Consider the following 26,443-nt stretch of genomic DNA (forward strand, 5'->3'; position numbering starts at 1 on the left):
TTCAGGCAGGCGTGCCGGCGCGCAGCGCGGCCAGCGCGGCGCCGGCTGTGGCGCCGATATGCACGAGGAAATCCGTGCCCATGCTCGAGGTAAAGCGTTCGCTGTCGGGCGAACCCAGCACCAGCAAGCCGAAGGTGCCCGTGGTGTTCGGGGCGCGCAGGGCGATCATGACGGTCGATTCGATCTTGTCCGCCTGTAACCAGTGCACGGCTTCGAAATCGCGGTTGCTGCCGCAGTACGGCGTTTGCAGGCTGTTGGCGAACATGCGCACGTCGGCCGTCACATCTTCCGTGAACCAGCCGTCGGCGTGTTCCGGCAGTACTTGCCACAGGCGCAGGCTGACGTAGGGCACGTCGAAATTGCTTTGCAAGGCATCGACCAGCACGCGCGGCATGTCCGCATCGTTGCGCACTTGCAGCATGGCCTGGTTCCAGCCGTGGAACTTGCTGGCGATATCGCCATTTTCCTCGGCCAGGCGGCTCAGCTTGGACATGCGCAGCTCGAGCGCCTTGTACTTGTCGCGCATCACTTCCATCTGCCGCTCCTGCAGCGAGATGGTGCGTCCCGTCAGCGGGCTGCTCAGCTTGACCTCGCCGAGCAGCACGGTATGCTCTTCGAAGAACGTCGGATGCTCGCTCAGGTACTGGGCGACGGTGCTGGAATCGAGTGTGGCGGTCATTGATAGTGTCAGAAGAGAGAAGGATGAACACTTGATTCTAACCGAGAGTGCGCCGCAATATGGAGCAAAAGCGCGCGCCCATGAAAAAAGCGGCATGGTTGCCCATGCCGCCTTGCTCCGTCTGGCGAGTCACGTCACCCGTCGCGGGAGACGCGCGATGCCATTAGAAGTTGTGATGTACGCCGATGCCGACGTAGTTGACGCTTTTCGCAACGTTGTAGTTGATGCTGTCAGCAACAGCGGCTTTTTTGTTCGAGATATCTGCATAGACGTAGGTGCGCTTCGACAGATTGTAGTCATAGCCCAGCGATGCTTGCTTGGTTTTGACGACGCCATCGGGCGTTTTCTGGCCATAGCCGGCGCGGATCTTGCCTGGGCCTACGTCGTAGTTGGCGCCCAGTACCCACGATTTGGTGCCGGTATTGATGATTTTGAAGTCATCATCTTTCTGGTGCTGGATCGACAGCATGACTTTCAGCTCAGGAATAGGATTGACCGAGGCAGCAACCGACCACAGCTTGGCTTGCAAGCCATTGCGCTCGTAGGCAGCCATGGCAGCAAATCCAGTCGAGGTGTACGTTGCGGAGATCGAGTACGGGGTCGACGTCGGCGCCACGTTGGCTGCCACGGCACGGTTGCCCGAAGCAAATGTTACCGAGTTGCCCGGCGCGCGCGCTGGCACTGCGCTGTTGTTATTAGCTTCCTTGGCAGCAACGGTGGCGTTGAGCTGGAAGCCATTGAACACTGGCGTGTTGTAGAACACGGCGTTCGAGAAGCGGTTACGCGAGTTGCCTGGTGCGCTCAGCGGATCGCTGGTGTAGCCGGCGACGGTCAGGTCGGTCTGAAAACCGGCTGGCGTAGGCATGCCCGACCATGGTTCGAACGAGGTGCTCACTTCCTGGTATGCGGTCAGGCCACGGCCCAGGCGTACGGTACCGAAGTCGCCTTGCAGGCCGACGCGGCTTTGACCCTGGAACAGCGGACGCGAATTGGCGCCCGACGTGTTTTCTACGGTGCCGGTGTCGGATTCATAGCGAATTTCCAGTTGGAAAATAGCTTTCAAACCATTGCCCAGATCTTCCGTACCCTTGAAGCCCAGTTTGTTGTTGTCGCGCTTCGTGACAGCGGTGGTTGAACCAGTCGCTTTGCCCAGGCCTGCATCGATCGTGCCGTAGATTTGGACGGACGACTGCGCTTGTGCGGTTGCGGCAAAGGCGCCGAAGAGTGCGAGGGCAACGAGTGATTTTTTCATGTCTTCTTCCCTATTTAAAAGTGAGTTCCGTCCGAGATCCGAGCAGATTGAAATGCGCTGACTGTCGCGTTTCGATGAATGAACCTTAATTCGTCGGCGCGCAAGACGCGCGGGATTGGTCAAATATGCGTGAAAAGATTGGTGAAAAGCGGCATAACTGCATGCCCCTGTTGTATTTTTGTAACGCGCGATTTCTGCCCGTCCTGCGCCGATGGACAAGGTTCTCCCATCGCCACCGTAGCGGCGCATTGCAATCTTGGCATGTCCAGGCCGAGGGATTGTTGCGTTGAATCAAGTTCTTGCGGTCGCTTTGGCGGATTTACGACACAAGGACGTTACACTAAGGGACGGCCTGCACTGATGGGCCTGGAGACGACTCACTATTATTAGAATCATTGACTCAATATCGAGAATCGATGGCAAATCGCGAAACATTAGGATTGATCAAGGGGGCACGTGCTGGCGACGTGGCTTGCCAACTGGCGTTGGGACGGGTGTATCTGTTTGGACACGGTGTGCCGCAAAGCTTGCCGACGGCCTTGCACTGGCTGGCGCGGGCGGCCCAGGAGGATAGCGAGGAAGCGTGCCGGCTGATTGGCACCCACGTGCCTTTCGAAGTCGCGCAACCGGCAGCCAAGGCGCTGATTCCGTATTACGCGCAAGCGTTCGATGCGGGCCTGGTGCAGGCGGGCCTGGTACTGGCGCAACTGGTGCTGGGCAACGCCGCCAGTCACTGTGAAGCCTTGCGCGCCAAGGCGCGCGTGGCGCTGGACGCTGCCGTACGCGCCGGCTTGCCCGATGCGCAGTGGTTGTTGTCGCTACAAGAAAAATCATCGGCAACACCGGGGCCGGCCACCAGCGTGGCTGGCGAGCTGGCCTTCGATGGCGACGCGCCGCTGCACGCCTGGCTGGAGCAGGCTTGGCGCCAGGGCAACCATGCGGGTTTTCTGTCGCAAGGCTTGCCGCTGGCGCGCGAGCTGCTGCTGCGCCAGGCCGCCGCCGGGGCGCGCACGATCGCCCTCGACGCTCAGCAGGTGCTGTTGCTGTCGCGTTGCGCCCAGGCATTGGCGCCGGGCGGCGATGCCGAGGGCTGGCAGTGCTGCGAGCTGGCCGCGCATGGCGGCGACCGCACGGCGCAGCTGGAGCTGGGACTCGGCTATGCGCGCATGGATGCGCACGGCCAGCGCCTGGCCACGCGCAACGGCGCCGCCAATTTCAAGCGTGCCGTGCGCTGGCTGACGCAGGCGGGCGAGCAGGGACTGGCCGAAGCCTGGTTCGTGCTGTCGCGCATCTATACGAAACCGGAATTTTCCCAGCGCAATGTCGTCGAAGCGCATTTCTGCCTGGAGCGCGCGGCCGACCTGGGGCATGGGCCGGCGCAGCTCGAGTGCGGCATGCATGCCTGGCGTAACCGCCGCGACGGCGTCAACAACGATGTGCGCGCCGCGTATTGGCTGCTGCAGGCGCAGGCGCAAGGCAGCCGTGAAGCGGAGGCGGCGCTGGCGAAAATCGCGCCTCGAGGCGAGCCCGGCGACTGGGGCCAGTGCGCCGCCATGCACGCCGACGGGAATGTGCGCCAGCTGGGCCAGAACCACCCCCTGCTGGCGGCGCGCCTGGAACTGGCGCGCTGCTTTCATCTGTCGCGTGCCGAGGCCTTGCTGCTCGACATCCACGCGGCCGACCAGGGCCATTGTCTGTTGATCGATATCAGCGCCACGCATGGCCGCGGCAAGCGGCGCCTCGTGCTGATCCGCACGGCGCAGGAGCGCCAGCTGCTCGATCAGGTGGTGCGCCTGTTCGAGCGCGTCGATTGCGGCGTGGCGGGGCCGGAAGGCAATTACCGGCAGCGCCTGTATCGCCTGAAGTGCTATTTGGCGGAACTCGATGTGGTACAGGAACAGCAGTTCCTGGCCGCCTGACTTTTACTTCTGACCTTCACCCGTCTACAGCTCGATCGTGCCCTCGAACACGGTCACTGCCGGGCCCGTCATCAGGACGGGCTGGCCGGGGCCTTGCCAGGCGATCGACAGTTCGCCGCCGCGCGCGCTGATGCGCACGGGGGAATCGAGCAGGCCGCGACGGATGCCGGCCACGGCAGCGGCGCAGGCGCCCGTGCCGCACGCGAGGGTTTCTCCCGCGCCCCGCTCGAACACGCGCAGTTTCACGTGCTGGCGGTCGACGATCTGCATGTAGCCGGCGTTGACCCGGCGGGGAAAGCGCGGGTGGTGCTCGATCAGCGGGCCCGTCACTTCCAGGTCTTGCGCATCAACATCGTCGACCACTTGCACGGCATGCGGATTGCCCATCGAGACGACGGATACCAGCACGGAAGCTGCGTGGTCCGGCAAGGCCAGGTCCAGCGGCCACAAGGTGTCGTTGCCTTCCGCTACACCGGCGAGGCCGGCCGCATCGAACGGTACCAGCTGTGGCTCGAGCACGGGCGCGCCCATGTCGACCGTGATGCTGCCGTCGAGTTCCAGGCGCGGCGCGATGACGCCGGCCATGGTTTCCACGCGGATGCTGGCCTTGCTGGACAAGCCTTTTTCGCTGACGAACTTGACGAAGGCGCGCGCGCCGTTGCCGCACTGTTCCACTTCGCCGCCATCGTTGTTATAGATGCGGTAGCGGAAGTCGCAGCCGGGCAGGCGCGGCTTTTCCACCACGAGGATCTGGTCGGCGCCGATGCCGAAACGGCGGTCGGCCAGGCGCTGCCATTGGGCCGGCGTGAAGTCGATGTCCTGATTGATGGCGTCGATGACGATGAAGTCATTGCCCGCGCCGTGCATCTTGGTAAAGTGGAGTTTCATGTTCTGCCGTATCACTTGTGCTGGTTATAGAACGAGGCTTCGCCTTCCGGACGCGTCTTGAAGCGTTTGTGCGTCCAGAAATACTCGGCCGGCGCTTCGCGCACGCGCTCTTCGATGAATTCGTTCATGCGGCGCGTGGCGGCCGTGATGTCGTCGCCCGGATAATCGTCCCAGGCCGGGTAATAGGTCACTTGCCAGCCCTGGTAATTGGGTAAAAAAGTGGCGATGACGGGAATCACCTGCGCCTTGGCGGCCAGCGCCAGGCGCGCCGTGGCCGTCAGGGTGGCGGCTGGCACGCCGAAGAAGGGCACGAATTCCGCATCCTTTTCGCCGAAGTCCATGTCCGGCAGCATGAAATATGGCAAGCCGTCGCGCAGCGCGCGCAAAATCGTCTTGATGCCGTCCTGGCGCGTAAACAGCTTGGGCGGCTTGAAGCGCGAACGGCCGTTGCGCAAGGCCTGGTCGAAGGCGGCGTTTTTTTGCTGCACGTACATTGACGAAGCGGAAATTTCCATGGCCGTGGCGGCGCCGGCCACGTCGAGGCAGACGAAGTGCGGGCACAGCAAGATGGTGGGCTTGGCCGCGATCTGCTGGCCCGGGAAGGCGGGTACCTTTTTGATCAGGCGGTTCAATCGCGCTTCCGATGACCACCACAGGATGCTGCGTTCCCACACGCTGCGCGAATAGGCCTGGAAATGCTGGCGCGCCAGCGCCACGCGCTGGGCTTCCGTCAGTTCCGGCATGCACAGGCGCAGATTCGTCAGGGCGATCCTGCGCCGCGTGGGCATGGCGATGAACAGCACGCTGCCGACGGCCACGCCGAAGCGGCCGAGGATGGGCAGAGGCAGCCAGTGCAGCAGCCACATGAAGGCGATCAGCAGTCTCATGCCTGCTCCCCGGTGGCAGCGGTCGTGGCAGGCGTGGGCGGCGGCGCGCCGCGCGGCACTTTATAGCGGTTGTAGCTCCACAGGTATTGCGCCGGGCTGCGGGCGATCAATTGCTCCATGGCCGCATTGATGGTGCGCGCCTGTTCGGCCGAGCTGCTGTCGAGCGACTCGGTAAACGGCACGAAATGCACGACATAGCCGCGTCCGCCCGGCAGGCGTTCCGCGTAGGTGATGATGACTTCGGCGCCGCCCATCTGCGCCAGCTTGGCGGGCAGGGTCATGGTGTAGGCGGGGCGGCCGAAGAAATCGGCCCATACGCCTTCGCCTTCCTGCGGCACCTGGTCGGGCAGCAGGCCGATCGGTTGTCCCTTTTTCAGGCATTTGGCGAAGATGCGCACACCCGACATGTTCGCCGGCGCCAGCATCAGGTTTTCGCGCGCGCGCGCCCCTTCGATCAGCGGTTTCAGGGCGGCGCGCTTGGGCGGGCGGTACATCACGGTGAGCGGCGTGCGCAGCGCGATCTGCTGGGCGACGATTTCAAAGCAGCCCAGGTGTGGTGTCAGGAAGACAATGCCGCGGCCATGCTGCAGCGCTTTTTCCACCAGTTCCCAGTTTTCCACCGTCGCATGGCGCGCCACGCGCTCGGCGGGGGCGCACCAGATGAAGGGCAGTTCCAGCACGCTCTTGCCCGCTTCGGCCACGGCCGTGTGCAAGTGTTGCGAAAACCCCGCACCTTGCATGTTCTCGCGCATGCGGCGGCGGTAGGACGGGGAAATGGCGTAAATCACCCATCCCAGCACAGCGCCAAGGCCATGCAGGACGGGCAGGGGAAAGACGGACAAGAAGCGGAAAATTGGGACTAACATGTATAAGCTGTTTCCAGGAATGGCGTGTTGCCGTGCCAAAATTTTTTAAGAAGCGTAAAATACCACGTATGCAGTAACCGCTGAGTTAATAGACAACTTGCGAAGCGGAATATAAATATCGCTAAAGCGTCGCAGGCAAAATCCTCTTTACTGCGACAGAACATTCACATAGTAATCAGGAGCTTGCAATGTCAAACGACTATCTCTTCACTTCCGAATCCGTTTCGGAAGGCCATCCCGACAAGGTTGCCGATCAAATTTCCGACGCCATCCTTGACGCCATCCTGGCCCAGGATCCGAGCGCCCGCGTGGCCGCCGAAACCCTGTGCAACACGGGTCTGGTGGTACTGGCTGGCGAGATTACCACGCACGCCAATGTTGATTATATTCAAGTTGCGCGCGAAACCATCAAACGCATCGGCTACGACAACACGGAATACGGTATCGACTACAAGGGTTGCGCCGTGCTGGTGGCCTACGACAAGCAGTCGCCGGACATCGCGCAAGGCGTCGATGAAGGTGCTGGCATTGACCTGGATCAAGGCGCCGGCGATCAGGGCCTGATGTTCGGCTACGCCTGCGATGAAACGGCCGAGCTGATGCCCGCCGCCATCCACTACGCGCACCGCCTGGTCGAGCGCCAGTCACAACTGCGCAAGGATGGCCGTCTGCCATGGCTGCGTCCGGATGCGAAATCGCAAGTAACCCTGCGCTACGTCGATGGCCGCCCCGTCGGCGTGCACACGGTGGTGCTGTCGACCCAGCATGCGCCGGAAATCTCGCACAAGCAGATCGAAGAAGCCGTCATCGAAGAAATCATCAAGCCCATCCTGCCGCGCGAATGGCTGACGGAGACCAAATTCCTCGTCAACCCGACGGGCCGTTTCGTCATCGGCGGTCCGCAAGGCGATTGCGGCTTGACCGGGCGCAAGATCATCGTCGACACCTACGGTGGCGCGGCCCCGCACGGCGGCGGCGCGTTCTCGGGCAAGGACCCATCGAAAGTCGACCGTTCGGCAGCGTATGCGGCCCGCTATGTGGCGAAAAACATCGTCGCGGCCGGCCTGGCGCGTCAATGCCAGGTGCAGGTCAGCTACGCCATCGGCGTGGCCAAGCCGATCAACATCACCGTCTACACGGAAGGCACGGGCGTAATTCCCGACGCGGAAATCGCCAAGCTGGTGCTGGCGCACTTTGATCTGCGTCCAAAAGGCATCGTGCAAATGCTCGACCTGCTGCGCCCGATCTACCAGAAGAGCGCCGCCTACGGCCACTTCGGCCGCGAAGAGCCGGAATTCACGTGGGAGCGCACGGACAAGGTCGCCCTGCTGCGCGACGCTGCCGGCCTGAAGTAATCTAGTCAGATGTGCAAGAAAAGCGCCCCGGCCGCCAGGCTGCGGGCGCTTTTTTTATGTGTTGTTACGTGGCAATGTATGGCGAACAAGCTGGCGCGCCGGCATTGACGATGTTAAAATCCACCGTCCGAGGAGCGTTGCGACGAAGAAATTCGCCAGGCTCGGAATATCCTGCAACCGCGCTCACGTACCTTTTTCAACAACTGAAAGGAGGGCGTGATGAACGCCGTACTCAAATCGCAACACGACTACACCATCGCCGATATCACCTTGGCCGCATGGGGCGACAAAGAAATCAAGATTGCTGAAACGGAAATGCCTGGCCTGATGGCCATCCGCGAAGAATTCGCGGCGGCGCAGCCTCTGAAAGGCGCGCGCATCACCGGTTCCATCCACATGACCATCCAGACCGCCGTGCTGATCCAGACCCTGGAAGCACTGGGCGCGCAAGTGCGTTGGGCATCTTGCAACATTTACTCGACGCAAGACCACGCCGCCGCCGCCATCGCTGCCGCTGGCACGCCTGTGTTCGCCGTCAAGGGCGAGTCGCTGGACGACTACTGGGAATACACGCACCGCATCTTCGAATGGCCGGATGCTGACGGCAAGGCTGTCTACTCGAACATGATCCTCGACGATGGCGGCGATGCTACCCTGCTGCTGCACCTGGGCGTGCGCGCGGAAACCGACCTGTCGGTGCTGGCCAACCCCGGTTCGGACGAAGAAATCTGCCTGTTCAACTCGATCAAGAAGCACTTGCTGGCCGATCCGACCTGGTACTCGAAGCGCCTGCCGGAAATCCTCGGCGTGACGGAAGAAACGACGACCGGCGTGCACCGCCTGTACCAGATGCACAAGGAAGGCAAGCTGGCTTTCCCTGCGATCAACGTCAACGATTCCGTCACGAAATCGAAATTCGACAACCTGTACGGCTGCCGCGAGTCCCTGGTCGACGGCATCAAGCGCGCCACCGACGTGATGATCGCCGGTAAAGTGGCCGTCATCGCCGGTTACGGTGACGTAGGTAAAGGTTCGGCGCAAGCCATGCGCGCCCTGTCGGCGCAAGTATGGGTGACGGAAGTCGACCCGATCTGCGCACTGCAGGCGGCGATGGAAGGCTACCGCGTGGTCACGATGGATTACGCGTGCGAACACGGCGACATCTTCGTCACCTGCACCGGCAACTATCACATCCTGACGCACGATCACCTGACGCGCATGAAAGACCAGGCCATCGTCTGCAACATTGGTCACTTCGACAATGAAATCGACGTCGCTTCGTTGAAACAATACGAGTGGGAAAACATCAAGCCGCAAGTCGACCACATCATCTTCCCGTCGGGCCGCCGCATCATCCTGCTGGCCGAAGGCCGTCTGGTCAACCTCGGTTGCGGCACGGGCCACCCGTCGTACGTGATGAGCTCGTCGTTCGCCAACCAGACGATCGCCCAGATCGAGCTGTACGCGAACACGGCCAACTACCCGGTCGGCGTGTACACCCTGCCAAAACACCTGGATGAAAAAGTCGCCCGTTTGCAACTCAAAAAGTTGAATGCGCAGCTGACGGAACTGACGCAAGAGCAAGCCGACTACATTGGCGTGCGCACGGAAGGTCCATACAAGCCAGAGCACTACCGCTATTAATTTGGCTGGTTGCTCCGCGAGCCTACTGCGCGACGCGGGGCGCGGCCGGCGATGCTCGCTGTACATAAAGTACAGCTGCGCTTCTCGGCCACGCCGCGCATCCGCTCGCTACGGTTCGCGAGGCAACAAGACTGATCGGTGTACTTTGAAAAGGCCGGCTATGCCGGCTTGCCCCTCTTTTTTGACAGGCTAGAGAAATGCGCTTGCTACTGATTTGGTTTATCAATGCGGCAGCCCTGTTTGCCGTCCCGTATTTGATGCACTCGGTGACGATGAGCAGCGGCTGGACCGCGCTGCTGGCCGCTGCCGTGCTGGGGCTGGTCAATGCGCTGATCCGCCCTTTGCTGATCCTGCTGACCCTGCCCGTGACGTTCTTGTCGCTGGGCCTGTTCATTTTGATCATCAATGGATTCCTGTTCTGGCTGGTGGCGCAGGTGATCGATGGTTTCCATGTCGCCAGTTTCTGGTCTGCCGTGGGCGGCGCCATTCTGTACAGCATCATTTCCTGGGCCTTGTCGACCTTACTTTTGAGTAATGACGATGGAAAAGCATAATTTCAGTATTGAGTTTTTCCCGCCGAAAACCCTGGAAGGGGCGGAAAAGCTGCGCGCCACGCGTGTCAAGTTGTCTGAATTGCATCCGAAGTATTTCTCGGTGACGTTCGGCGCGGGCGGCACCACGCAGCAGGGCACGCTGGACACCGTGCGCGAGATCCTGGCGGCCGGCGAACAGGCCGCGCCGCACCTGTCTTGCGTCGGCGGCTCGCGCGAATCGATCCGCGCCGTGCTGGCCGACTTCAAGGCCGCCGGCGTGAAGCGTATCGTGGCCTTGCGCGGCGACTTGCCGAGCGGCTACGGCGCCTCGGGCGAGTTCCGCTACGCCAACGAGCTGGTGGAATTCATCCGCGCCGAGACGGGCGACCATTTTCATATCGAAGTGGCCGCCTATCCGGAAGTGCATCCGCAAGCCCGTTCGCCGCAGGATGACCTGAACGCGTTCGCGCGCAAGGTGCAGGCCGGCGCCAATGCCGCCATCACCCAGTACTTCTACAATGCCGACGCGTATTTCCAGTTTGTCGAGCAGACGCAGAAGATGGGCATCAACGTGCCTATCGTGGCCGGTATCATGCCGATCACGAACTACACGCAGCTGATGCGCTTTTCGGACATGTGCGGCGCGGAAATTCCACGCTGGGTGCGTCTGAAACTGGCCAGCTTCGGCGACGACAGCGCGTCCATCAAGGCTTTTGGCCTGGACGTGGTGACGGGCCTGTGCGAACGCCTGCTGGAAGGCGGCGCGCCAGGCTTGCATTTCTATAGCATGAACCAGGCGGCGCCCACGACGGCCTTGTGGCAGCGCCTGGTGAAATAAACCGTCCTGACTTGTCAGAACAGATCGCCCTCGGTCACGATGTGATCGAGGGCGATGTCGTATTCGCCGTTGGGAAAATTTGCCGCCAGGCAGGCATAGGCGACGCCGAGGGTGTGCGGACGGGGCGTGGCCGCCAGGGTGCGGTCGTAATAGCCGCCGCCATAGCCGAGGCGAAAGCGTTCCTGGTTAAAACCCAGGCAGGGCACGAGCAGGGCGGCGGGCGCCTGGCGCAGGCGCAATTGCGCGGGCACGGCCACGCCCATGCCATCCTTGACCATGGGCTCGCCCGGCGTCCAGTCGGAAAATGCCAGCGGCGCATGTTTTTCCAGCACCACGGGCAAGCTTAATTGCACGCCGCGCGCGGCCAGCTGCGCATATGCCTCGTGCAAGTCCGGCTCGCCGTGCAGGGGCCAGTACACGCCCAGTTCCTTGACGTTTTCCCCGGCGCACCAGCCGAGCAGGCGCTGCGCGATGGCCGCATCCCACCTTGCTCGCGTGGTCTCGGGCAGGGCGCGCCGGGCCGCCAGCAAGGCTTTGCGCAAGCCGGCTTTTTCCTGTGGCGCAATGGGTGGCCGTGTAGCCGGATCGCATGTTATTCTAGGGTCGCTATTCATATCACCATCAAGTTAAGATTGAGAGTCGTACATTGATTTCCCCACTGAAATGGATTGCCGGCACGATGCTGTGTGTTGCATCGGCCTTGTCTCCCCTGGCCGCCCTGGCCCAGGTATCCACCACCGTCCCCCCAGCCGCCCCCGACACGCGCAGCGAGGACGATGCCTTCCTGCTGCTGCGCGATGCCGCGCGCAAGGATGACGTCGAAAAAGCCGACTTTTATGCGGGGCGCCTGACGAATTACCAGATTCCATCGTATGTTGACTATTATCGACTGAAACCGCGCATCAAACTGCTGACCGAGGCGCAATTTCGCGATTACCTGAACCGCTACAAGGGCAGCGCCATCGCCGACCGTTTCCGCAACGACTGGCTGCTGGAACTCGGTCGCAAGCGCGACTGGGTCGTGTTCGATGAACAATATCCGCAATTCGCCCTCGACGACGACACCCAGCTCAAGTGCTATGCGCTGATGTCGCGCGCCGCCAAGGGGCAGAACGTGGCGTCCGAGGCGCGCAAGCTGCTCGTCTCGCCGCCTGGCTATGGCGAAGCGTGCGGCAGCCTGATCGCCGCACTGGCGCAAAATGGCCAGTTCGACGCGAACGACCTGTGGGCGCAGATCCGCCTGGCGGGCCAGACCAACGCCACGGGCCCGGCGCGCCGCATCGCGCTGCTGCTGGGTGCGTCCGACGCGAAGATGGCGCAAGCGATCGACCTGCCCGCGCTGGTGCTGGCCAAAGGCCCAGGCGCCAGTCGCGCCGACCACGAGATGTACCTGGTGGCCGTCGGCCGCATGGCGAAAAGCACATTAAAACTGGGCGTGGTGGCGCTGCAAAAGGCCAGTGCGCAGCTGACGGCGCAGGAACAGGCCATCGGCTGGGCCAGCCTGGCCCTGCAGGCGTCGTATTCGCTGGCGCCGGAAGCATTCGAATATTGGCAAAAAACCAATGGTGCACCATTGACCCAGGAGCAGATGCAATGGAAGGCGCGTATCGCTTTGCGTGAAGGCAACTGGCCCCAGGTGAAGACGGCGATCCAGGCCATGCCGGCCTCGCTGCGCGCGGACCCGACATGGGTCTACTGGCTGGCGCGCGCGCAGCAGGCGGAAACGCCGGGCCGCCCGAATGCGCAGGCCGATGCCTTGTACCGCACGATCAGCGATCAATCGAATTTCTACGGCTTGCTGGCCAATGAAGAGCTGGGCAACCACCTGGTCTTGCCGCCGCCGGGCCAGCCCGTCACGCCGGCGGAAATCGCCGCCATGGCCGCCAATCCGGGGCTGCAGCGCGCCTTGAAATTCTTCAATATGCGCTTGCGCTTCGAGGGCACGCGCGAGTGGAACTGGGAATTGCGTTCGATGACGGACAGGCAACATCTGGCCGCCGCGGAGTTTGCGCGCCAGAACAATGTGCTCGACCGCATGGTCAATACTTCCGACCGCACGCGCCTGGAAGTGGACTATACGCAACGCTACCCGACGCCGCACGACGATGTCATGCATCCGGCCACGCAAACCCTGGGCCTGGACAAGGCCTGGGTGTACGGCTTGATCCGCCAGGAATCGCGCTTCATCATGGATGCGCAGTCGCACGTGGGCGCGTCCGGTTTGATGCAGGTCATGCCGTCGACGGCACGGTATGTCGCCAAGAAGATCGGCCTGACCGATTTCGTCACGGAAACCTTGAGCGATGTGCGCACCAACGTCTTGCTGGGCACGAATTACCTGAACATGGTGCTCGGTGGCCTGGACGGTTCGCAAGTGCTGGCCAGCGCCGCCTACAACGCGGGGCCGGGGCGCTTGCGCATCTGGCGCGCCACCATGACGCGGCCGCTGGAAGGCGCCGTCTTTGCCGAGATCATTCCCTACACGGAAACGCGCGGCTACGTGAAGAACGTGATGGCCAACGCCACGTACTACGCGGCCCTGTTCGAAAAAAGCCCGCAATCGCTGAAAGCGCGCCTGGGCACCGTGGGGCCGAAAAACAGCGCCGTCGCGGCCGATTTGCCATCATCCAACTAAAGCTAGCCGACCATGCAAACGACCATCCTTGACCCCAGCCTGACGCAAACCCTGGCCGCTGCCCGCGAGCCGGGCCTGACCCTCATCATCGGCAACAAGAATTACTCGTCGTGGTCGATGCGCCCGTGGGTGGCCATGACGGCCTTCGGTATTCCGTTCCATGAAGTACGCGTGCTGCTCGACCAGAGCGACACGGCCACCAAAATTGCCGAATATTCGGCCTGTGGCCGGGTGCCCGTGCTGCTGGCGGGCGAGATCACGATCTGGGACAGCCTGGCCATCTGCGAATACCTGGCCGAGCAGTTTCCAGATAAACACCTGTGGCCGCAGGATGTGGCCGCGCGCGCCATGGCGCGTTGTGTCTGTGCGGAAATGCATTCGGGCTTTACCGGCTTGCGCACGGATATGTCGATGAATATCAAGGCGAAGTTGCCGGGACGGGGCCGCACGGCTGCCGCGCAGGCCGACATCGGCCGCATCAGCGAAATCTGGGAAGAGTGCCTGTCGCGCTTTGGCCACCACCAGTTCCTGTTTGGCGAGTTTTCCATCGCCGATGCGTATTTCGCCCCTGTCGTCATGCGTTTCCGCACGTATGGCGTGTCGCTGGCACCGGCCCTGAACGCCTACTGCGAGCGCGTGCAGGCGCACCCTGCCGTGGCCCGCTGGATCGCGGAAGCGCTGGCGGAAACGGAAACGGCGCCCAAGCACGACGCGGAATTGCCTGATTAAGAAAAGAGTGTTATGAAGATATACACGGTCGGTGGCGCGGTGCGCGACCAACTGCTGGGCTTGCCCGTGAAAGACCACGACCACGTCGTCGTGGGCGCCACGCCGGAAGACATGCTGCGCCAGGGTTTCCGGCCCGTCGGCAAGGATTTTCCCGTCTTCCTGCACCCGAAGACGCAGGAAGAATACGCCTTGGCCCGCACGGAACGCAAGACGGCCCCCGGCTACCGGGGTTTCGTCTTCCACACGGCGCCCGACGTCACCTTGGAAGACGATCTGGTGCGGCGCGATCTCACCATCAACGCCATCGCCCGGGCCGAGGATGGGACGTTGACCGACCCGTTCGGCGGCGTCGCCGATATCGAGCGCAGAGTGTTTCGCCACGTCTCCGACGCGTTCGGCGAAGACCCCGTGCGCATCTTGCGTCTGGCCCGCTTTGCTGCCCGTTTTCATACTTTCACTGTCGCACCGGCCACCATGGCGCTGATGCGCCAGATGGTGGCCAACGGCGAAGTCGACGCCCTGGTGGCCGAGCGCGTGTGGCAGGAAGTGGCCAAGGGACTGATGGAAAGCCATCCTGCGCGCATGCTGACGGTGCTGCACGAGTGCGGCGCCCTGGCGCGCATCATGGGGGAAATTCAGCTGAGCGAGCGCTTGGTGCAGGTCGTCGACCATGCCGCCGCACAAGGTCATGACTTGCCCGTGCGCTTTGCCGCCTTGATGCTGCATTTGAGCAAGGATGCCATCGAGCAGCTGAGCGAGCGCCTGCGCGTGCCCAACGAGTGCCGCGAACTGGCCATCATGGCAGCGCGCGAGCGGGACAATATCAACGGCGCGCTGGACTTGGGCGCCGAGGCCATCGTCAGTCTGTGCGAACGCTGCGACGGCTTGCGCAAGCCGCAGCGCTTCGTGCAACTGCTGCAGGCCGTGGCTTGCGACGGACTGGTCACCGGCGGCTTTCCCCAGGCGGCGCGGCTGCAGGGCGGGCTGGACGCGGCGCGCGGCGTGAATGCGGGTGCGCTGGCGCAAGGCTGTACGGAGCCGAAACGCATCCCCGAAATCATCCATGCGGCACGGGTGGCGGCCGTGGCGGCCTTCCTGGCCCAGGCTTGAATGGCGGGAATAGGCTACAATACGGCAGATGCTGCACTGCACAATAACGGCCTGACGTGCCGCAGCACCGCTTCCAGGAGTCGACGTGACCTTACCCAAGCTGTTTCAAAACCCGTTTCGCCGCTGGCTCAGCCGTAGCGGCGGCGGGCGTCCGACCGTGCTCGTCAAGCAATTGCATGAGCGCGACCGGCGCCGCATGATGAAGCATTTCCTGTCGCTCGAGAAAAGCGACCGCCTGCTGCGCTTCGGCAGCGCCTTGCCCGATGAACTCGTCGCGCAGTACGTGCAAAAGATGGATTTCTCGCGCGACATGATCTACGGCGTCTACAACAGCCTGTTCAAACTGGTGGGCGTGGGCCATCTGGCGTTCGCGCCGAAGGACCAGTCGCCGGCGAAAAGCGTGGTGACGGACAAGGAGCAGGTGGCGGAATTTGGCGTGTCCGTGTCGAAATCGATGCGCGGCATGGGCGTCGGTTCGAAACTGTTCGAGCGGGCGGCGATTCACTGCCGCAACAACGATGTCGATACCCTGTACATGCATTGTTTGTCCTCCAACAAGACGATGATGCATATCGCCAAGAAGGCGGGCATGGAAATCCAGCGCGACTATGGCGAAGCCGATGCATATTTGAAACTGTTGCCGCCGAACCCGACGAGCATGCTGCAGGAAGCCGTGCAGGAGCAGTTCGCCATGTTCGACTACACCTTCAAGGCGAATGCGCGCGCCGCCAGCAAACTGTTCGAGCGCTTGCCGGGGCGCAAGAAGCAGCCCGGGCCGCCATCACAATAAGGGCAGGGCCGTCGTATCCTTGATGCGCTGCAAGGCGAAACTCGATTTCACGTCCAGCACGGCCGGGTGGCGCAGCAGCGTGGCCATCATGAAGCGCGAAAAGTGTTCCATATCTTCCACGTGCACGCGCAACAGATAATCCATTTCGCCCGTCATCGCATAGCAGGCCACCACTTCCGGCCAATGCGCCACGGCCACGGCGAAGTCGGCGCGCGGCGAGGTATTCGTCACCAGATTCGGCGCCAGCACGCGGGCCGTGCTGTGGGCCGTGGCGTCGCTGTGCTTTTCCAGCCGCACGTTCACGTAGGCGAGCAAGCCCAGGCCGATCTTTTCCGGGTCCAGCAGGGCCACGTACTGGCGGATGACGCCCGCTTCTTCCAGTCGTTTGACGCGGCGCAAGCATGGCGATGGCGACAGGCTGACCTGCTCGGCCACGTCCTGATTCGACAGGCGGCCATCGGCCTGCAGGACGGCGAGGATCTTGCGATCCGTTTTATCCAGCGTAATTTTGCTCATGCTTCCTCCGGTGGTTCGTATTTCACGCAATATTATTGCGCAAATCATGATTGTTCGGGAGATCTTTGGCATTTAATGCCCGTGACCCACGCCTATACTGTGCGCTACTTCTTGGAGGAGACATCATGCAATTTCAGCCTTGGGATAACCCGATGGGTACCGATGGTTTCGAGTTCGTCGAGTATGCAGCACCAGACCCAAAAGCATTGGGCAAGCTGTTCGAGAACATGGGATTCACGGCCATCGCGCGCCACCGCCACAAGGATGTCACCCTGTACCGTCAGGGCGACATCAATTTCATCATCAATGCCGAACAAGATTCGTTCGCGCAGCGTTTTGCCCGCCATCACGGCCCGTCCGTGTGCGCCATCGCCATCCGTGTCGACGACGCGGCCTTCGTGTACCGCCGCGCGCTGGAACTGGGCGCCTGGGGTTTCGATAACAAAACGGGTCCGATGGAGCTGAATATCCCCGCCATCAAGGGCGTGGGCGATTCGCTGCTGTACTTCGTCGACCGCTGGCGCGGCAAGGGCGCCGACAAGCCGGACGCGGCCGCACCGGGCGGCATCGGCGACATCAGTATCTATGACGTCGATTTCGTCGCCATTCCCGGCGCCGTCGCCAACCCCGTCGGCCATGGCCTGACCTACATCGATCACCTGACGCACAATGTGCACCGTGGCCGCATGAAGGAATGGGCAAGCTTCTATGAAAACCTGTTCAACTTCCGCGAAGTGCGCTACTTCGACATCGAAGGCAAGCTGACGGGCCTCAAATCGAAGGCCATGACCTCGCCGTGCGGCAAGATCCGCATCCCGATCAACGAATCGTCGGACGACAAGTCGCAGATCGCCGAATACCTGGACCAGTACCATGGCGAAGGCATCCAGCACATCGCCCTGGGCACGGACAATATCTATGCCTCCGTGCAAGGCATGCGCGATACGGGTATCGATTTCCAGGACACGATTGAAACGTACTATGAGCTGGTCAACCGCCGCCTGCCGAACCACGGCGAGCAGCTCGATGAACTGCGCCGGTTGCGCATCCTGATCGATGGCCACAGCACGGAAAACGAACGCGAACTGCTGCTGCAGATCTTCACGCAGACGGTGATCGGTCCGATCTTCTTCGAGATCATCCAGCGCAAGGGCGACCAGGGCTTCGGCGAAGGCAACTTCCGCGCGCTGTTCGAGTCGATCGAGCTGGACCAGATCAAGCGCGGCGTGCTGAAAGATACGAGCGCGGCCTAAGCCGGGGGCTGCTGTTTGTCGGCTTACGCCGTTCCGGCTAAGCCGACCTACAGGGTTGATCCTGGCTGTATGTCGGATGAGCGGGGCCGCCGAGGCGCAGCGTCATCCGACATTGCCAGCAAGCGGCCAATATCTGTAGGTGGGATTAGCGCAGCGTCATCCGACATTGCCGACATTGCCAGAAAAAGAAGCAGCAAAAAGGTAAAACACGGGAGTGCAGCGCAGCAAAGAACTGCGCGCCTTCCTGTGGTAGTCTACGACAAACAAGTCATTTTTCCGCACCGGCATTGCTCATAAAGCGCGGCCGGTACGTGTGAGTTCAACCGACCTGCACGCGTAGCACAGAGAATAATGGAGACAAGTAATGAATGCACCAATCAAGGGCTCGAGTCTTGAGCCGGGCGCGCACGCGTCCGAAATTTCCCTGAACGACAAATACACCCTGGAGCGTGGCCGCGCCTTCATGACGGGTACGCAAGCGCTGATCCGCCTGCCCATGCTGCAGCGCGAGCGCGATGTAAAAGCTGGCCTGAATACGGCCGGCTACATCACCGGTTACCGCGGTTCGCCTGTGACGTCCGTCGACATGACGGCGATCAAGGCCAAGAAATACCTCGATGAACACCACGTCAAATTCCATCCGGGTCTGAACGAAGACCTGGCCGCCACGGCCGTCTGGGGCACGCAGCAGACGAATCTGTTCGAAGACGCGAAATACGACGGCGTGTTCGGCATGTGGTACGGCAAGGGTCCCGGCGTCGACCGCTGCGGCGACGTCTTCAAGCACGCGAATAACGCCGGTTCCGCCAAGCACGGCGGCGTGCTGGTGCTGGCCGGCGACGACCATGCGGCGAAATCGTCGTCCACGGCGCACCAGTCCGACCATATCCTGAACGCCTGCGGCATCCCCGTGCTGTACCCGTCGTCGGTGCAGGAATACATCGATTACGGCTTGCACGCCTGGGCCATGAGCCGCTACACGGGCTTGTGGGTGTCGATGAAATGCGTGACCGACATCATCGAGTCGGGCGCCGCCGTCGATTTCGACCCGGACCGCGTGCAGATCACTTTGCCGACCGACTTCGAGATGCCGGCCGGTGGCTTGAACATCCGCTGGCCCGACACGGTGCTGGAACAAGAAGTTCGCATGAACAGCTACAAATGGTATGCGGCGCTGGCGTATGCGCGTGCCAACAAGCTCAACAAGATCATCTGGGACAGCCCGAAGGCGCGCATCGGCATCATCACGGCCGGCAAATCGTATCTGGACACGCGCCAGGCGCTGGCGGATCTCGGCATCGACGAGCAGACGGCGTCCGACATCGGCATCCGCCTGTACAAGATCGGCATGACCTGGCCGCTGGAAGCGGACGGCGTGCATGAATTCGCCAAGGGCCTCGACGAAATCCTCGTGGTGGAAGAAAAGCGGCAAATCCTCGAATACGCGCTGAAGGAAGAGCTGTACAACCTGAAGGACGGCGAGCGTCCGCGCGTGGTCGGCAAGTTCGACGACACGGGCGAGTGGAGCAACCAGAAGGGTACGGGGCACGGCGACTGGCTGCTGCCGGCCACGTATGAACTGAACCCGGCCATGATCGCCCGCGCGATCGCCAGCCGCATTTCGCGCTACTACGCGGGCCACCCCGTCGAGCAGCGCGTGAAGGAACGCATCGCCTACCTGGAAGCGAAGGAAAACGTCCTCAAGGCCATCAGCGTAAAACCCGATCCGCAAAAGGACCGCACGCCGTTCTTCTGCTCCGGCTGCCCGCACAATACCTCGACCAAGGTGCCGGAAGGCTCGCGCGCGCTGGCCGGCATCGGCTGCCATTACATGGTGCTGTGGATGGACCGCGAAACGTCGACCTTTACCCACATGGGCGCCGAAGGCGTCACCTGGGTGGGGCAGGCGCCGTTCACGAATGAAAAGCACGTGTTTACCAACCTCGGCGACGGCACGTATTTCCACTCGGGCATCCTGGCCATCCGCGCGGCCGTCTCGGCCAAGGTCAACATCACCTACAAGATTCTGTTCAACGATGCGGTGGCGATGACGGGCGGCCAGGAATTCGACGGGCCATTATCTCCGGCCATCATTTCGCGCCAGATCGCCGCCGAAGGCGTGGGCCCCATCATCGTCGTCACCGACGAACCGGAAAAGTATCCGGACGATTACGCCTGGGCCGAAGGCGTCACCGTGCGCCACCGTTCCGAACTGATGGACGTGCAGCGCGAGCTGCGCGACATGCCCGGCGTGTCGGCCATGATCTACGACCAGACCTGCGCCTCGGAAAAACGCCGCCGCCGGAAACGCAATGAATACCCGGACCCGGCCAAGCGCGCCGTCATCAACGAAGCCGTCTGCGAAGGCTGCGGCGACTGCTCCGTGCAATCGAACTGCCTGTCGGTGGAACCGCTGGAAACGGAACTGGGGCGCAAGCGCCAGATCAACCAGTCGTCGTGCAACAAGGATTTCTCGTGCACGACGGGTTTCTGCCCCAGTTTCGTGACGGTGGAAGGCGGCGGCCTGAAAAAGCCGAAAAAGGCGGCTGCCGCCGACAAGGATGCGCCAGCCGCACCGGCCTTGCCGACGCCAAGCATTCCATCGACGGCAGAGCCGTTCGGTATTCTGGTGACCGGCATCGGCGGCACGGGTGTCGTCACCGTCGGCCAGATCCTGGCCATGGCGGCCCACGTGGAAGGCAAGGGCTGTTCCGTGCTGGACATGAGCGGCCTGGCGCAAAAGGGCGGCCCCGTGATGTCGCACGTGCGTCTGGCGGACCGCCAGGAAGATATCCACTCGACGCGCGTCGGCACGGGTGCGGCCGACCTGGTGATCGGCTGCGATTTGATCGTCACGGCCAGCCGCGACGCCCTGTCGCGCATGGGAGAGGGGCGCAGCTGGGCCATGATCAACTCGACCAGCTCGTCGACGGCCGCTTTCGTGAAGAATCCGGACTGGCAATTCCCCGGCGCTTCGGCGCGCATGGAAATCGAAAAGGCCTGCGGCAGCGACCACGTCGACTTCATCGACGCGGGCCAGATCGCTACGGCGCTGATGGGCGACTCGATTGCGACGAATATGTTCATGCTCGGTTACGCCTGGCAAAAGGGCAAGGTGCCCTTGAGCGAAGCGGCCATCATGAAGGCCATCGACTTGAACAACGTCTCGGTGGCATTCAACAAGGCGGCCTTCAACTGGGGCCGCGCGGGCGCCCACGATGCGGCCAGCCTGGTGCGCATGACCACGCCAGCGAAGGTGGTGGAATTCAAGCGCATCGACACGCTCGACGACATCATTGAAAAGCGCGTGGCCCTGCTGACGGCTTACCAGGACCGCGCGTATGCGCAGCAGTATCTGGACTTCGTCGGCCAGGTGCGCGCCGCCGAAAGCGCACTGAACGGCCCGCACTTGCGCCTGACGGAAGCCGTGGCCCGTTACTTCTACAAGCTGATGGCCTACAAGGACGAGTACGAAGTGGCGCGTCTGTACACGGACGGCGCCTTCCAGGCGAAGATCGCGTCCATGTTCGAAGGCGACATCAAGCTCAAGTTCCACCTGGCGCCGCCGATCATGGCGAAAACGGATGCCCAGGGTCATCTGATCAAGAAGGAATATGGCCCGTGGATGCTGAAGGCCTTCGGCGTGCTGGCCAAGTTCAAGGGCTTGCGCGGCACGGCCTTCGACGTGTTCGGCCATACGGCCGAGCGCAAGATAGAGCGTGCGCTGATCGCGGAATACCGCGCGACGGTGGGCGGCTTGCTGCCGAAGCTGACGACGGCCAAGCTGGCGCAAGCCGTGGCGATCGCCAGCATTCCGGAAGACATCCGCGGCTATGGCCACGTGAAGGAGCGTCATTTGAAGGCGGCGAAAGAGAAGGAAGCGAGTCTCTTGATCGCCTTCAATGCGCCGACGCCGCTGCCGCCCGTCGTGGCAGCACCCGTGGCGGCCACCGTGGCGTGATGGGGTGAGTTCCTCGCTGTAGCAATGGCGCCTGCGGGCGCCATTTTTTTTGTATCAAAGAAAGCAACGCTTGCTGGCGAAACGCATTATAATTTTTCGATAATTTCTTTATGGAAAGTTTCTCATGCATTCCCTGCGACTTGGCTCCCTCGCTGTTTCCCTCGTATGTGTGTTGAGTGCCTGCGGCGGCGGAGGCGGCAGCAGCGACAGCGCGCCCGTCGTCCCGCCCGTGACTCCGACAGGGCCGACGGCGCTGGTTGCCTCCTCCACGGTGGCGAACCGTTGCGAGGCGCCGCGCAGCGGCAGCAGCATCGACAAGCCGGGCAGCTTGCTCGATGAGCAAACGTGGGTGCGCAGCTGGATCGATGAAACGTATCTGTGGTACCGCGAAGTGCCGACCACCTACCTGCCGCAAAGCTTTTCCACGGCCAAGGCGTATTTCGATGTGCTCAAAACAACGGCCACGACGGCGTCCGGCAAGCCGAAGGACCAGTTCCATTTCACGTATACGACGGCCGAATGGGAAGCCTCGCTCAACGGCGTGGAGCTCGGTTACGGCATGTTGCTGGCGCTGACGCGCACCACGCCGCCGCGCAAGGCCGTGATCTCGATCGTCGAGCCAGGCTCGCCGGCCGACCTGGCGGGCTTGCGCCGCGGCGATGAGCTGCAAACCGTCGATGGCACCGATTTCGTCAATGCCCCCGACGCTGCCAGCGTGAAGATCATTAACGCCGGCCTGTTCCCTGCAGCGCAAGGCACGCACACGCTGGCGTTCAGCCGCAATGGCTCGCCCCTCTCGGCGAACCTGCAGGCGGTGGAAGTGAGCACGAGCGCCGTGCAAAACGAGCGCATCATCGACACGCCCACGGGCAAGGTGGGCTACCTGACCTTCAACACCCACAACAACGTGGCCGAACGCCAGCTGGTCGAGACCATGCGCCGCTTCCAGGCGGCCGGCATCAGCGACCTGGTGCTTGACGTGCGCTACAACGGCGGCGGCTATCTCGATGTCGCCAGCGAGCTCGCCTACATGATTGCCGGTCCGCAAGTCACCACCGGCAAGACCTTCGAGCAGGTGCTGGCCAATGACAAGACGCGGCCGGAAGCGCCCGTGCCATTCCACACGCAAAGCCAGGGCTTTGCCGGGCCGAATCCCTTGCCCAAGGGCACGCCTTTGCCTTCGCTGGGCCTCAAGCGGGTGACCTTGCTGACGACGGGCAATACCTGTTCGGCCAGCGAAGCGATCATCAACGGCTTGCGCGGCGTCGACGTGCAGGTCAACCTGATCGGCGGCACGACGTGCGGCAAGCCCTATGGTTTCTATCCCACGCCGAATTGCGGCACCACGTATTTCGCCGTGCAGTTCCAGGGTGTCAACGCCAAGGGCTTTGGCGACTTTGCCGATGGCATGGCGCCAACGTGCGACGTGACGGACGATTACCAGCACGCGCTGGGCGATCCTGCCGAAGCCATGCTGGCGGCGGCGTTGCGCTACCGCGGCAGCGGCAGCTGTACCCCGGCCACGGGCGCGCTCAGGCTGCCGGGTTCGATGGCGAGTCCGGCCGAAACGGCCGCGCGGCTGCTGCGCCCGGCCTACAAGGAAATTGCTGTATTGAAATGATAAAACCCCATGTTGCCCCCCTTCCTGGATGAGGGTGGGGCATCTTTCTTCTCATAAATATTTCTATATAACAATTATGATATATAGAAAGACGAATCCATTCGTTCTGTAATTGCTGGCATCTTGATATCTTTCACCTTCTCCCTAACCTTGAGAAGCGCAAAGATGCCTATACAATTCAAGTTACCACCGCTCACCGTAGCCGTACTGGCCATCCTTGGCGGTTCCGCATGGCAGGCGCACGCGCAGACGCAAGCGCCCGCAGCGGATCAGCAGCCGGCGGCCACCCCGCCAGCCGTCGTGGTCACCGGTTCGCGGATTCCCCGCGCCAGCCTGGAGGGACCATCGTCCGTCACCATCCTGACGGGCGATGAAATCACCAAGCAAGGGTACAAGAACGTTTTCGATGCGCTGACCAACCAGGTACAGAACAGCGGCTTTACGCAAGGCGAGGACTTCGGCAACACGTTTACGCCGTCGGCCAATACCATCAGCTTGCGCGGCCTCGGTCCGAACCACACCCTGATCCTGCTCAATGGCCGCCGCCTGGCCGACTTCCCCGTCGCCTACGAAGGCACAGTCAACTTCACCAACCTGGCGAATATCCCGTCGAGCATTGTCGACCGCATCGAGATCCTCAACGGCGGCGCCTCGGCCATCTATGGTTCCGACGCGATCGCCGGCGTGGTCAACGTCATCCTGAAAAAGCAGACGGAAGGTTTCGATATCAACGTCAAGGCGGGCGGCACCACGCGCGGCGGCGCCGGCAACCAGCGCGTGCAGCTGACGGGCGGCGGCAATTTCGACAAGCTGCATACCTTGTTCAGCGTGGAGCTGAGCCAGCGCGATCCGCTGTCGAGCCTGCAGCGCGACTTCATGGCCACCCGCTCGGGCACGCCGACGAATATCGCGTCGCGCCGCGTGGTAAAGGCGGGGTCTTCCGGCACCTATGTGGACCTGGGCGACACCTGCACGCAGTTCGGCGACCTGTTCGGCGGCAGCACCGTCAAGTATCAGGCGAAGAACGGCAGCTATTGCGCCAGCCCGAAAGTGGGCCCCACTTACTGGACCACGCAAACCAAGAACCGCAGCCAGAACGTGTTCGGCAGCGCCAACTATGAGCTGTCGCCGGAAACGACCTTGTTCGCCGACTTCCTGATCGGCAAGAACTCGACCGAGAACAACACGCGCGGCCCGACGTGGACGTCGTCGTCGACGGGCAGCAGCTATTTCCGCAACCAGAATACCGATCGCTACGAAGCGTGGACGCGTTATATCTCGCCCGAGGAAATGGGCGGCGTGGAGCGCTACAACCGCAAGTGGGACGACCTGGCCACGGCCATCTCGCTGGGCGCCAAGGGCCGCGTGCCGGGCACCAGCAGCTGGCAATACGAAGCCAATTACAATGCCTCGGTGTACAAGAGCGAAAGCCACACGCCGCGCGCGCTGGCCAATATCGACAGCTTCTTCCTGGGTCCGAAACTGGGCACCGATGCCGCCGGCGTGCCGGTCTACGCGCCGGATCCGGCACGCCTGTCGCGCCGGGTGACGGCGGCCGAGTTCGACAGCATCACGGGCAATTCCGACAGCGACGACAAGGCCTGGACGAATACCCTGAGTCTGGCTACCAACGGCGACCTGTTCCAGCTTCCCGCTGGCGTGGCGAAGATCGCCACCATCGCCGAAGTGGGCAAGCAGGGCTTCAGCAACGTGCCCGACGCGCGCCTGAACGAAGGTTACTTCAACGTCGCCACCAAGTCCGACATCACGGCCGGCACGCGCACCCGCTATGCGCTGGGGGCGGAAGTGAACCTGCCGCTGCATGAAAAGCTGACCGGCACCCTGGCCGGCCGCTACGACCGCTACAGCTTTGCCGGCCGCCATGACGGCAAGTTCACCTATAACGGCGGCCTGGAACTGCGTCCCACGCCGGAGCTGCTGTTCCGCGCCAACTACGCCACCAGCTTCCGCGCACCGGACATGAACTACATCTACAAGGCGCGCGGCACCGGTTACTACTCGAGCACCACCGACTATTACCGCTGCGGCGTCGCCGGGCAGGCCATCGATGATTGCGACTACGCGAACAAATCGCCGGGCGCCGACTATGTGCAGAACGGCAGCAAGGATCTGCAGTCGGAGAAGGGCAAGTCGTTCGGCGTGGGCGCCGTCTGGTCGCCGACATCCAATTTCGACGTCTCGGTCGACTACTGGAATATCAAGATCGACGACCTGGTAACCAACCTGAGCTCCGACAAGATACTGCGCGATGAAGCCGATTGCCGCCTGGGCAAGACCGACATCAACTCGCCGACCTGCGTCGATACCCTGAACCGCGTCGAGCGCTTTGCCGCCAATGCGCTGAACCGTGCCGGCGAGATCAAGACCATCACCGTCAATCCGATCAACGCGGCCAAGCAGAGCAGCAGCGGCATCGACATCAGCGTCAAGTATTTGCTGCGCACGACGGACTATGGCCGCTTTGCCTTCAAGGCCAACTACGCCAAGGTGCTGAGCAATAAATCGCAGCAATTCGTCGGCGACGAAGAGATCGACGAGCTCAAATCGCTGAACAATTCGGACTGGCGCGACAAGCTCAACCTGAGCGTGAACTGGAGCGCTGGCGACTGGTCGAACACCTTGCTGGTCAGCCGCTACAGCAAGATCCCGAACGCCGCCGGCAAAGCCTATCTGACGCCGACGGCGCTGGCCAATATCAGCACCGTGTACCGCATCAACGACCGCGCCACCTTGTCGCTGATCGTCAACAACGTATTCGACAAGATCAAGCGCGACGACAGCGGCGGCTGGCCGTACTATCCGGTGGGCAGCTACAGCCCGCAGGGACGCCAGGGATGGGTCGAATTCAATTACCACTTCGGTAGCTGAAACCCGGGGTCAGACCCCCGCGAACGTTGGCGCAAGTCTCTGAGTCAGCGGCATTGAGGGTCTGACCCCAGCCTTTGC

General features: G+C 62.2%; 20 protein-coding genes and 1 riboswitch. Of the genes, 13 read left to right on the plus strand and 7 right to left on the minus strand.

The features are described 5' to 3' along the window. Position 1: 1 nt before the first annotated feature. Together D9M09_RS28180 and D9M09_RS28185 are read right to left on the minus strand one after the other, a co-directional pair. Positions 2 to 679, minus strand: coding sequence for a DUF484 family protein (locus D9M09_RS28180; protein ID WP_121670878.1), 678 nt, complete (start codon positions 677 to 679; stop codon positions 2 to 4). 163 nt (positions 680 to 842) lie between these two features. After that, positions 843 to 2,150, minus strand: a complete 1,308-nt coding sequence (locus D9M09_RS28185; RefSeq protein ID WP_346428565.1) for a porin — start codon at positions 2,148 to 2,150, stop codon at positions 843 to 845. 197 nt (positions 2,151 to 2,347) lie between these two features. Here D9M09_RS28185 and D9M09_RS28190 point away from each other — a divergent pair, with 197 nt between their 5' ends. Continuing rightward, positions 2,348 to 3,850 carry a tetratricopeptide repeat protein gene (locus tag D9M09_RS28190; RefSeq protein ID WP_121670879.1) on the plus strand — a complete coding sequence of 501 codons (1,503 nt, stop codon included), beginning with the start codon at positions 2,348 to 2,350 and terminating at the stop codon, positions 3,848 to 3,850. Between the two features lie 24 nt (positions 3,851 to 3,874). On the opposite strand, the gene dapF is transcribed toward D9M09_RS28190, so the two are convergent. From dapF to D9M09_RS28205, 3 genes are read right to left on the minus strand one after another with little or no spacing between them, the layout of a single operon-like run. After that, entirely contained in the window at positions 3,875 to 4,738 is an 864-nt protein-coding gene (gene dapF / locus D9M09_RS28195; protein ID WP_121670880.1) for a diaminopimelate epimerase, read from the minus strand. Between the two features lie 11 nt (positions 4,739 to 4,749). Further along, the gene (locus D9M09_RS28200) at positions 4,750 to 5,625 is read right to left on the minus strand and encodes a lipid A biosynthesis acyltransferase (protein WP_070220844.1); all 876 of its coding nucleotides are present in this window, start codon (positions 5,623 to 5,625) and stop codon (positions 4,750 to 4,752) included. Beyond that, positions 5,622 to 6,491: a lysophospholipid acyltransferase family protein gene (locus tag D9M09_RS28205; RefSeq protein ID WP_121670881.1), complete on the minus strand. Its 870-nt coding sequence runs from the start codon at positions 6,489 to 6,491 to the stop codon at positions 5,622 to 5,624. The genes D9M09_RS28200 and D9M09_RS28205 overlap by 4 nt, the downstream gene beginning before the upstream one ends. A 188-nt stretch (positions 6,492 to 6,679) precedes the next feature. On the opposite strand from D9M09_RS28205, the gene metK reads away from it, so the two are divergent. The 4 genes from metK to metF all read left to right on the plus strand — a co-directional run bounded on the left by metK (position 6,680) and on the right by metF (position 10,861). Continuing rightward, positions 6,680 to 7,846, plus strand: coding sequence for a methionine adenosyltransferase (metK, locus tag D9M09_RS28210; protein WP_070220840.1), 1,167 nt, complete (start codon positions 6,680 to 6,682; stop codon positions 7,844 to 7,846). A 123-nt stretch (positions 7,847 to 7,969) separates the two neighbouring features. Beyond that, a riboswitch (S-adenosyl-L-homocysteine riboswitch) is annotated at positions 7,970 to 8,038 on the plus strand. Between the two features lie 27 nt (positions 8,039 to 8,065). Further along, the gene (gene ahcY / locus D9M09_RS28215) at positions 8,066 to 9,490 is read left to right on the plus strand and encodes an adenosylhomocysteinase (RefSeq protein WP_070289496.1); all 1,425 of its coding nucleotides are present in this window, start codon (positions 8,066 to 8,068) and stop codon (positions 9,488 to 9,490) included. A 197-nt stretch (positions 9,491 to 9,687) separates the two neighbouring features. Next, entirely contained in the window at positions 9,688 to 10,044 is a 357-nt protein-coding gene (locus D9M09_RS28220) for a phage holin family protein (RefSeq protein WP_034783534.1), read from the plus strand. Continuing rightward, entirely contained in the window at positions 10,031 to 10,861 is an 831-nt protein-coding gene (gene metF, locus D9M09_RS28225; protein ID WP_070313029.1) for a methylenetetrahydrofolate reductase [NAD(P)H], read from the plus strand. Before D9M09_RS28220 ends, metF begins: the two co-directional genes overlap by 14 nt. A gap of 14 nt (positions 10,862 to 10,875) precedes the next feature. Here the strand turns inward: metF and D9M09_RS28230 are convergent, their stop codons facing one another. Continuing rightward, the gene (locus D9M09_RS28230) at positions 10,876 to 11,403 is read right to left on the minus strand and encodes a 5-formyltetrahydrofolate cyclo-ligase (protein WP_070289498.1); all 528 of its coding nucleotides are present in this window, start codon (positions 11,401 to 11,403) and stop codon (positions 10,876 to 10,878) included. Positions 11,404 to 11,507: 104 nt separating this feature from the next. On the opposite strand from D9M09_RS28230, the gene D9M09_RS28235 reads away from it, so the two are divergent. From D9M09_RS28235 to D9M09_RS28250, 4 genes are all read left to right on the plus strand, one after another. Next, positions 11,508 to 13,496 carry a lytic transglycosylase domain-containing protein gene (locus D9M09_RS28235; RefSeq protein WP_121670882.1) on the plus strand — a complete coding sequence of 663 codons (1,989 nt, stop codon included), beginning with the start codon at positions 11,508 to 11,510 and terminating at the stop codon, positions 13,494 to 13,496. 12 nt (positions 13,497 to 13,508) lie between these two features. Beyond that, positions 13,509 to 14,225 (plus strand): glutathione S-transferase family protein, encoded by a 717-nt coding sequence (locus D9M09_RS28240; RefSeq protein WP_070220832.1) that lies wholly within the window; start codon positions 13,509 to 13,511, stop codon positions 14,223 to 14,225. A 12-nt stretch (positions 14,226 to 14,237) separates the two neighbouring features. Next, entirely contained in the window at positions 14,238 to 15,335 is a 1,098-nt protein-coding gene (locus tag D9M09_RS28245; RefSeq protein ID WP_121670883.1) for a multifunctional CCA addition/repair protein, read from the plus strand. An 85-nt stretch (positions 15,336 to 15,420) separates the two neighbouring features. Next, the gene (locus tag D9M09_RS28250; protein WP_070220830.1) at positions 15,421 to 16,125 is read left to right on the plus strand and encodes a GNAT family N-acetyltransferase; all 705 of its coding nucleotides are present in this window, start codon (positions 15,421 to 15,423) and stop codon (positions 16,123 to 16,125) included. Here D9M09_RS28250 and D9M09_RS28255 read toward each other — a convergent pair. Then, on the minus strand, positions 16,117 to 16,641 hold the full coding sequence (locus tag D9M09_RS28255; protein WP_070220829.1) for an Lrp/AsnC family transcriptional regulator: 525 nt from the start codon (positions 16,639 to 16,641) through the stop codon (positions 16,117 to 16,119). The genes D9M09_RS28250 and D9M09_RS28255 overlap by 9 nt on opposite strands. 125 nt (positions 16,642 to 16,766) lie before the next feature. Between D9M09_RS28255 and hppD the strand changes: the two genes are divergently transcribed. The 4 genes from hppD (at position 16,767) to D9M09_RS28275 (ending at position 26,365) form a co-directional block, all read left to right on the plus strand. Beyond that, positions 16,767 to 17,894, plus strand: a complete 1,128-nt coding sequence (hppD, locus tag D9M09_RS28260) for a 4-hydroxyphenylpyruvate dioxygenase (protein WP_121670884.1) — start codon at positions 16,767 to 16,769, stop codon at positions 17,892 to 17,894. 364 nt (positions 17,895 to 18,258) lie between these two features. Next, the gene (locus tag D9M09_RS28265; protein WP_121670885.1) at positions 18,259 to 21,855 is read left to right on the plus strand and encodes an indolepyruvate ferredoxin oxidoreductase family protein; all 3,597 of its coding nucleotides are present in this window, start codon (positions 18,259 to 18,261) and stop codon (positions 21,853 to 21,855) included. A 124-nt stretch (positions 21,856 to 21,979) separates the two neighbouring features. Beyond that, positions 21,980 to 23,476 carry a S41 family peptidase gene (locus tag D9M09_RS28270; protein ID WP_070313024.1) on the plus strand — a complete coding sequence of 499 codons (1,497 nt, stop codon included), beginning with the start codon at positions 21,980 to 21,982 and terminating at the stop codon, positions 23,474 to 23,476. A 165-nt stretch (positions 23,477 to 23,641) separates the two neighbouring features. Beyond that, the gene (locus tag D9M09_RS28275; RefSeq protein WP_121670886.1) at positions 23,642 to 26,365 is read left to right on the plus strand and encodes a TonB-dependent receptor plug domain-containing protein; all 2,724 of its coding nucleotides are present in this window, start codon (positions 23,642 to 23,644) and stop codon (positions 26,363 to 26,365) included. The last annotated feature ends 78 nt before the right edge of the window (positions 26,366 to 26,443 follow it).

The organism is Janthinobacterium agaricidamnosum (assembly GCF_003667705.1).
In the GTDB taxonomy this organism is placed as follows: Bacteria; Pseudomonadota; Gammaproteobacteria; order Burkholderiales; family Burkholderiaceae_D; genus Janthinobacterium.

What these genes read in the sequence shown, in the direction of transcription:
- D9M09_RS28245 (WP_121670883.1), top strand. Translation starts at nt 14,238, where the DNA reads ATGAAGATATACACGGTCGGTGGCGCGGTGCGCGACCAACTGCTGGGC.
- D9M09_RS28190 (WP_121670879.1), top strand. Translation starts at nt 2,348, where the DNA reads ATGGCAAATCGCGAAACATTAGGATTGATCAAGGGGGCACGTGCTGGC.
- metF (WP_070313029.1), top strand. Translation starts at nt 10,031, where the DNA reads ATGGAAAAGCATAATTTCAGTATTGAGTTTTTCCCGCCGAAAACCCTG.
- D9M09_RS28275 (WP_121670886.1), top strand. Translation starts at nt 23,642, where the DNA reads ATGCCTATACAATTCAAGTTACCACCGCTCACCGTAGCCGTACTGGCC.
- D9M09_RS28240 (WP_070220832.1), top strand. Translation starts at nt 13,509, where the DNA reads ATGCAAACGACCATCCTTGACCCCAGCCTGACGCAAACCCTGGCCGCT.
- hppD (WP_121670884.1), top strand. Translation starts at nt 16,767, where the DNA reads ATGCAATTTCAGCCTTGGGATAACCCGATGGGTACCGATGGTTTCGAG.
- D9M09_RS28270 (WP_070313024.1), top strand. Translation starts at nt 21,980, where the DNA reads ATGCATTCCCTGCGACTTGGCTCCCTCGCTGTTTCCCTCGTATGTGTG.
- D9M09_RS28220 (WP_034783534.1), top strand. Translation starts at nt 9,688, where the DNA reads ATGCGCTTGCTACTGATTTGGTTTATCAATGCGGCAGCCCTGTTTGCC.
- D9M09_RS28255 (WP_070220829.1), bottom strand. Translation starts at nt 16,641, where the DNA reads ATGAGCAAAATTACGCTGGATAAAACGGATCGCAAGATCCTCGCCGTC.
- metK (WP_070220840.1), top strand. Translation starts at nt 6,680, where the DNA reads ATGTCAAACGACTATCTCTTCACTTCCGAATCCGTTTCGGAAGGCCAT.
- D9M09_RS28200 (WP_070220844.1), bottom strand. Translation starts at nt 5,625, where the DNA reads ATGAGACTGCTGATCGCCTTCATGTGGCTGCTGCACTGGCTGCCTCTG.
- ahcY (WP_070289496.1), top strand. Translation starts at nt 8,066, where the DNA reads ATGAACGCCGTACTCAAATCGCAACACGACTACACCATCGCCGATATC.
- D9M09_RS28205 (WP_121670881.1), bottom strand. Translation starts at nt 6,491, where the DNA reads ATGTTAGTCCCAATTTTCCGCTTCTTGTCCGTCTTTCCCCTGCCCGTC.
- dapF (WP_121670880.1), bottom strand. Translation starts at nt 4,738, where the DNA reads ATGAAACTCCACTTTACCAAGATGCACGGCGCGGGCAATGACTTCATC.
- D9M09_RS28180 (WP_121670878.1), bottom strand. Translation starts at nt 679, where the DNA reads ATGACCGCCACACTCGATTCCAGCACCGTCGCCCAGTACCTGAGCGAG.
- D9M09_RS28265 (WP_121670885.1), top strand. Translation starts at nt 18,259, where the DNA reads ATGAATGCACCAATCAAGGGCTCGAGTCTTGAGCCGGGCGCGCACGCG.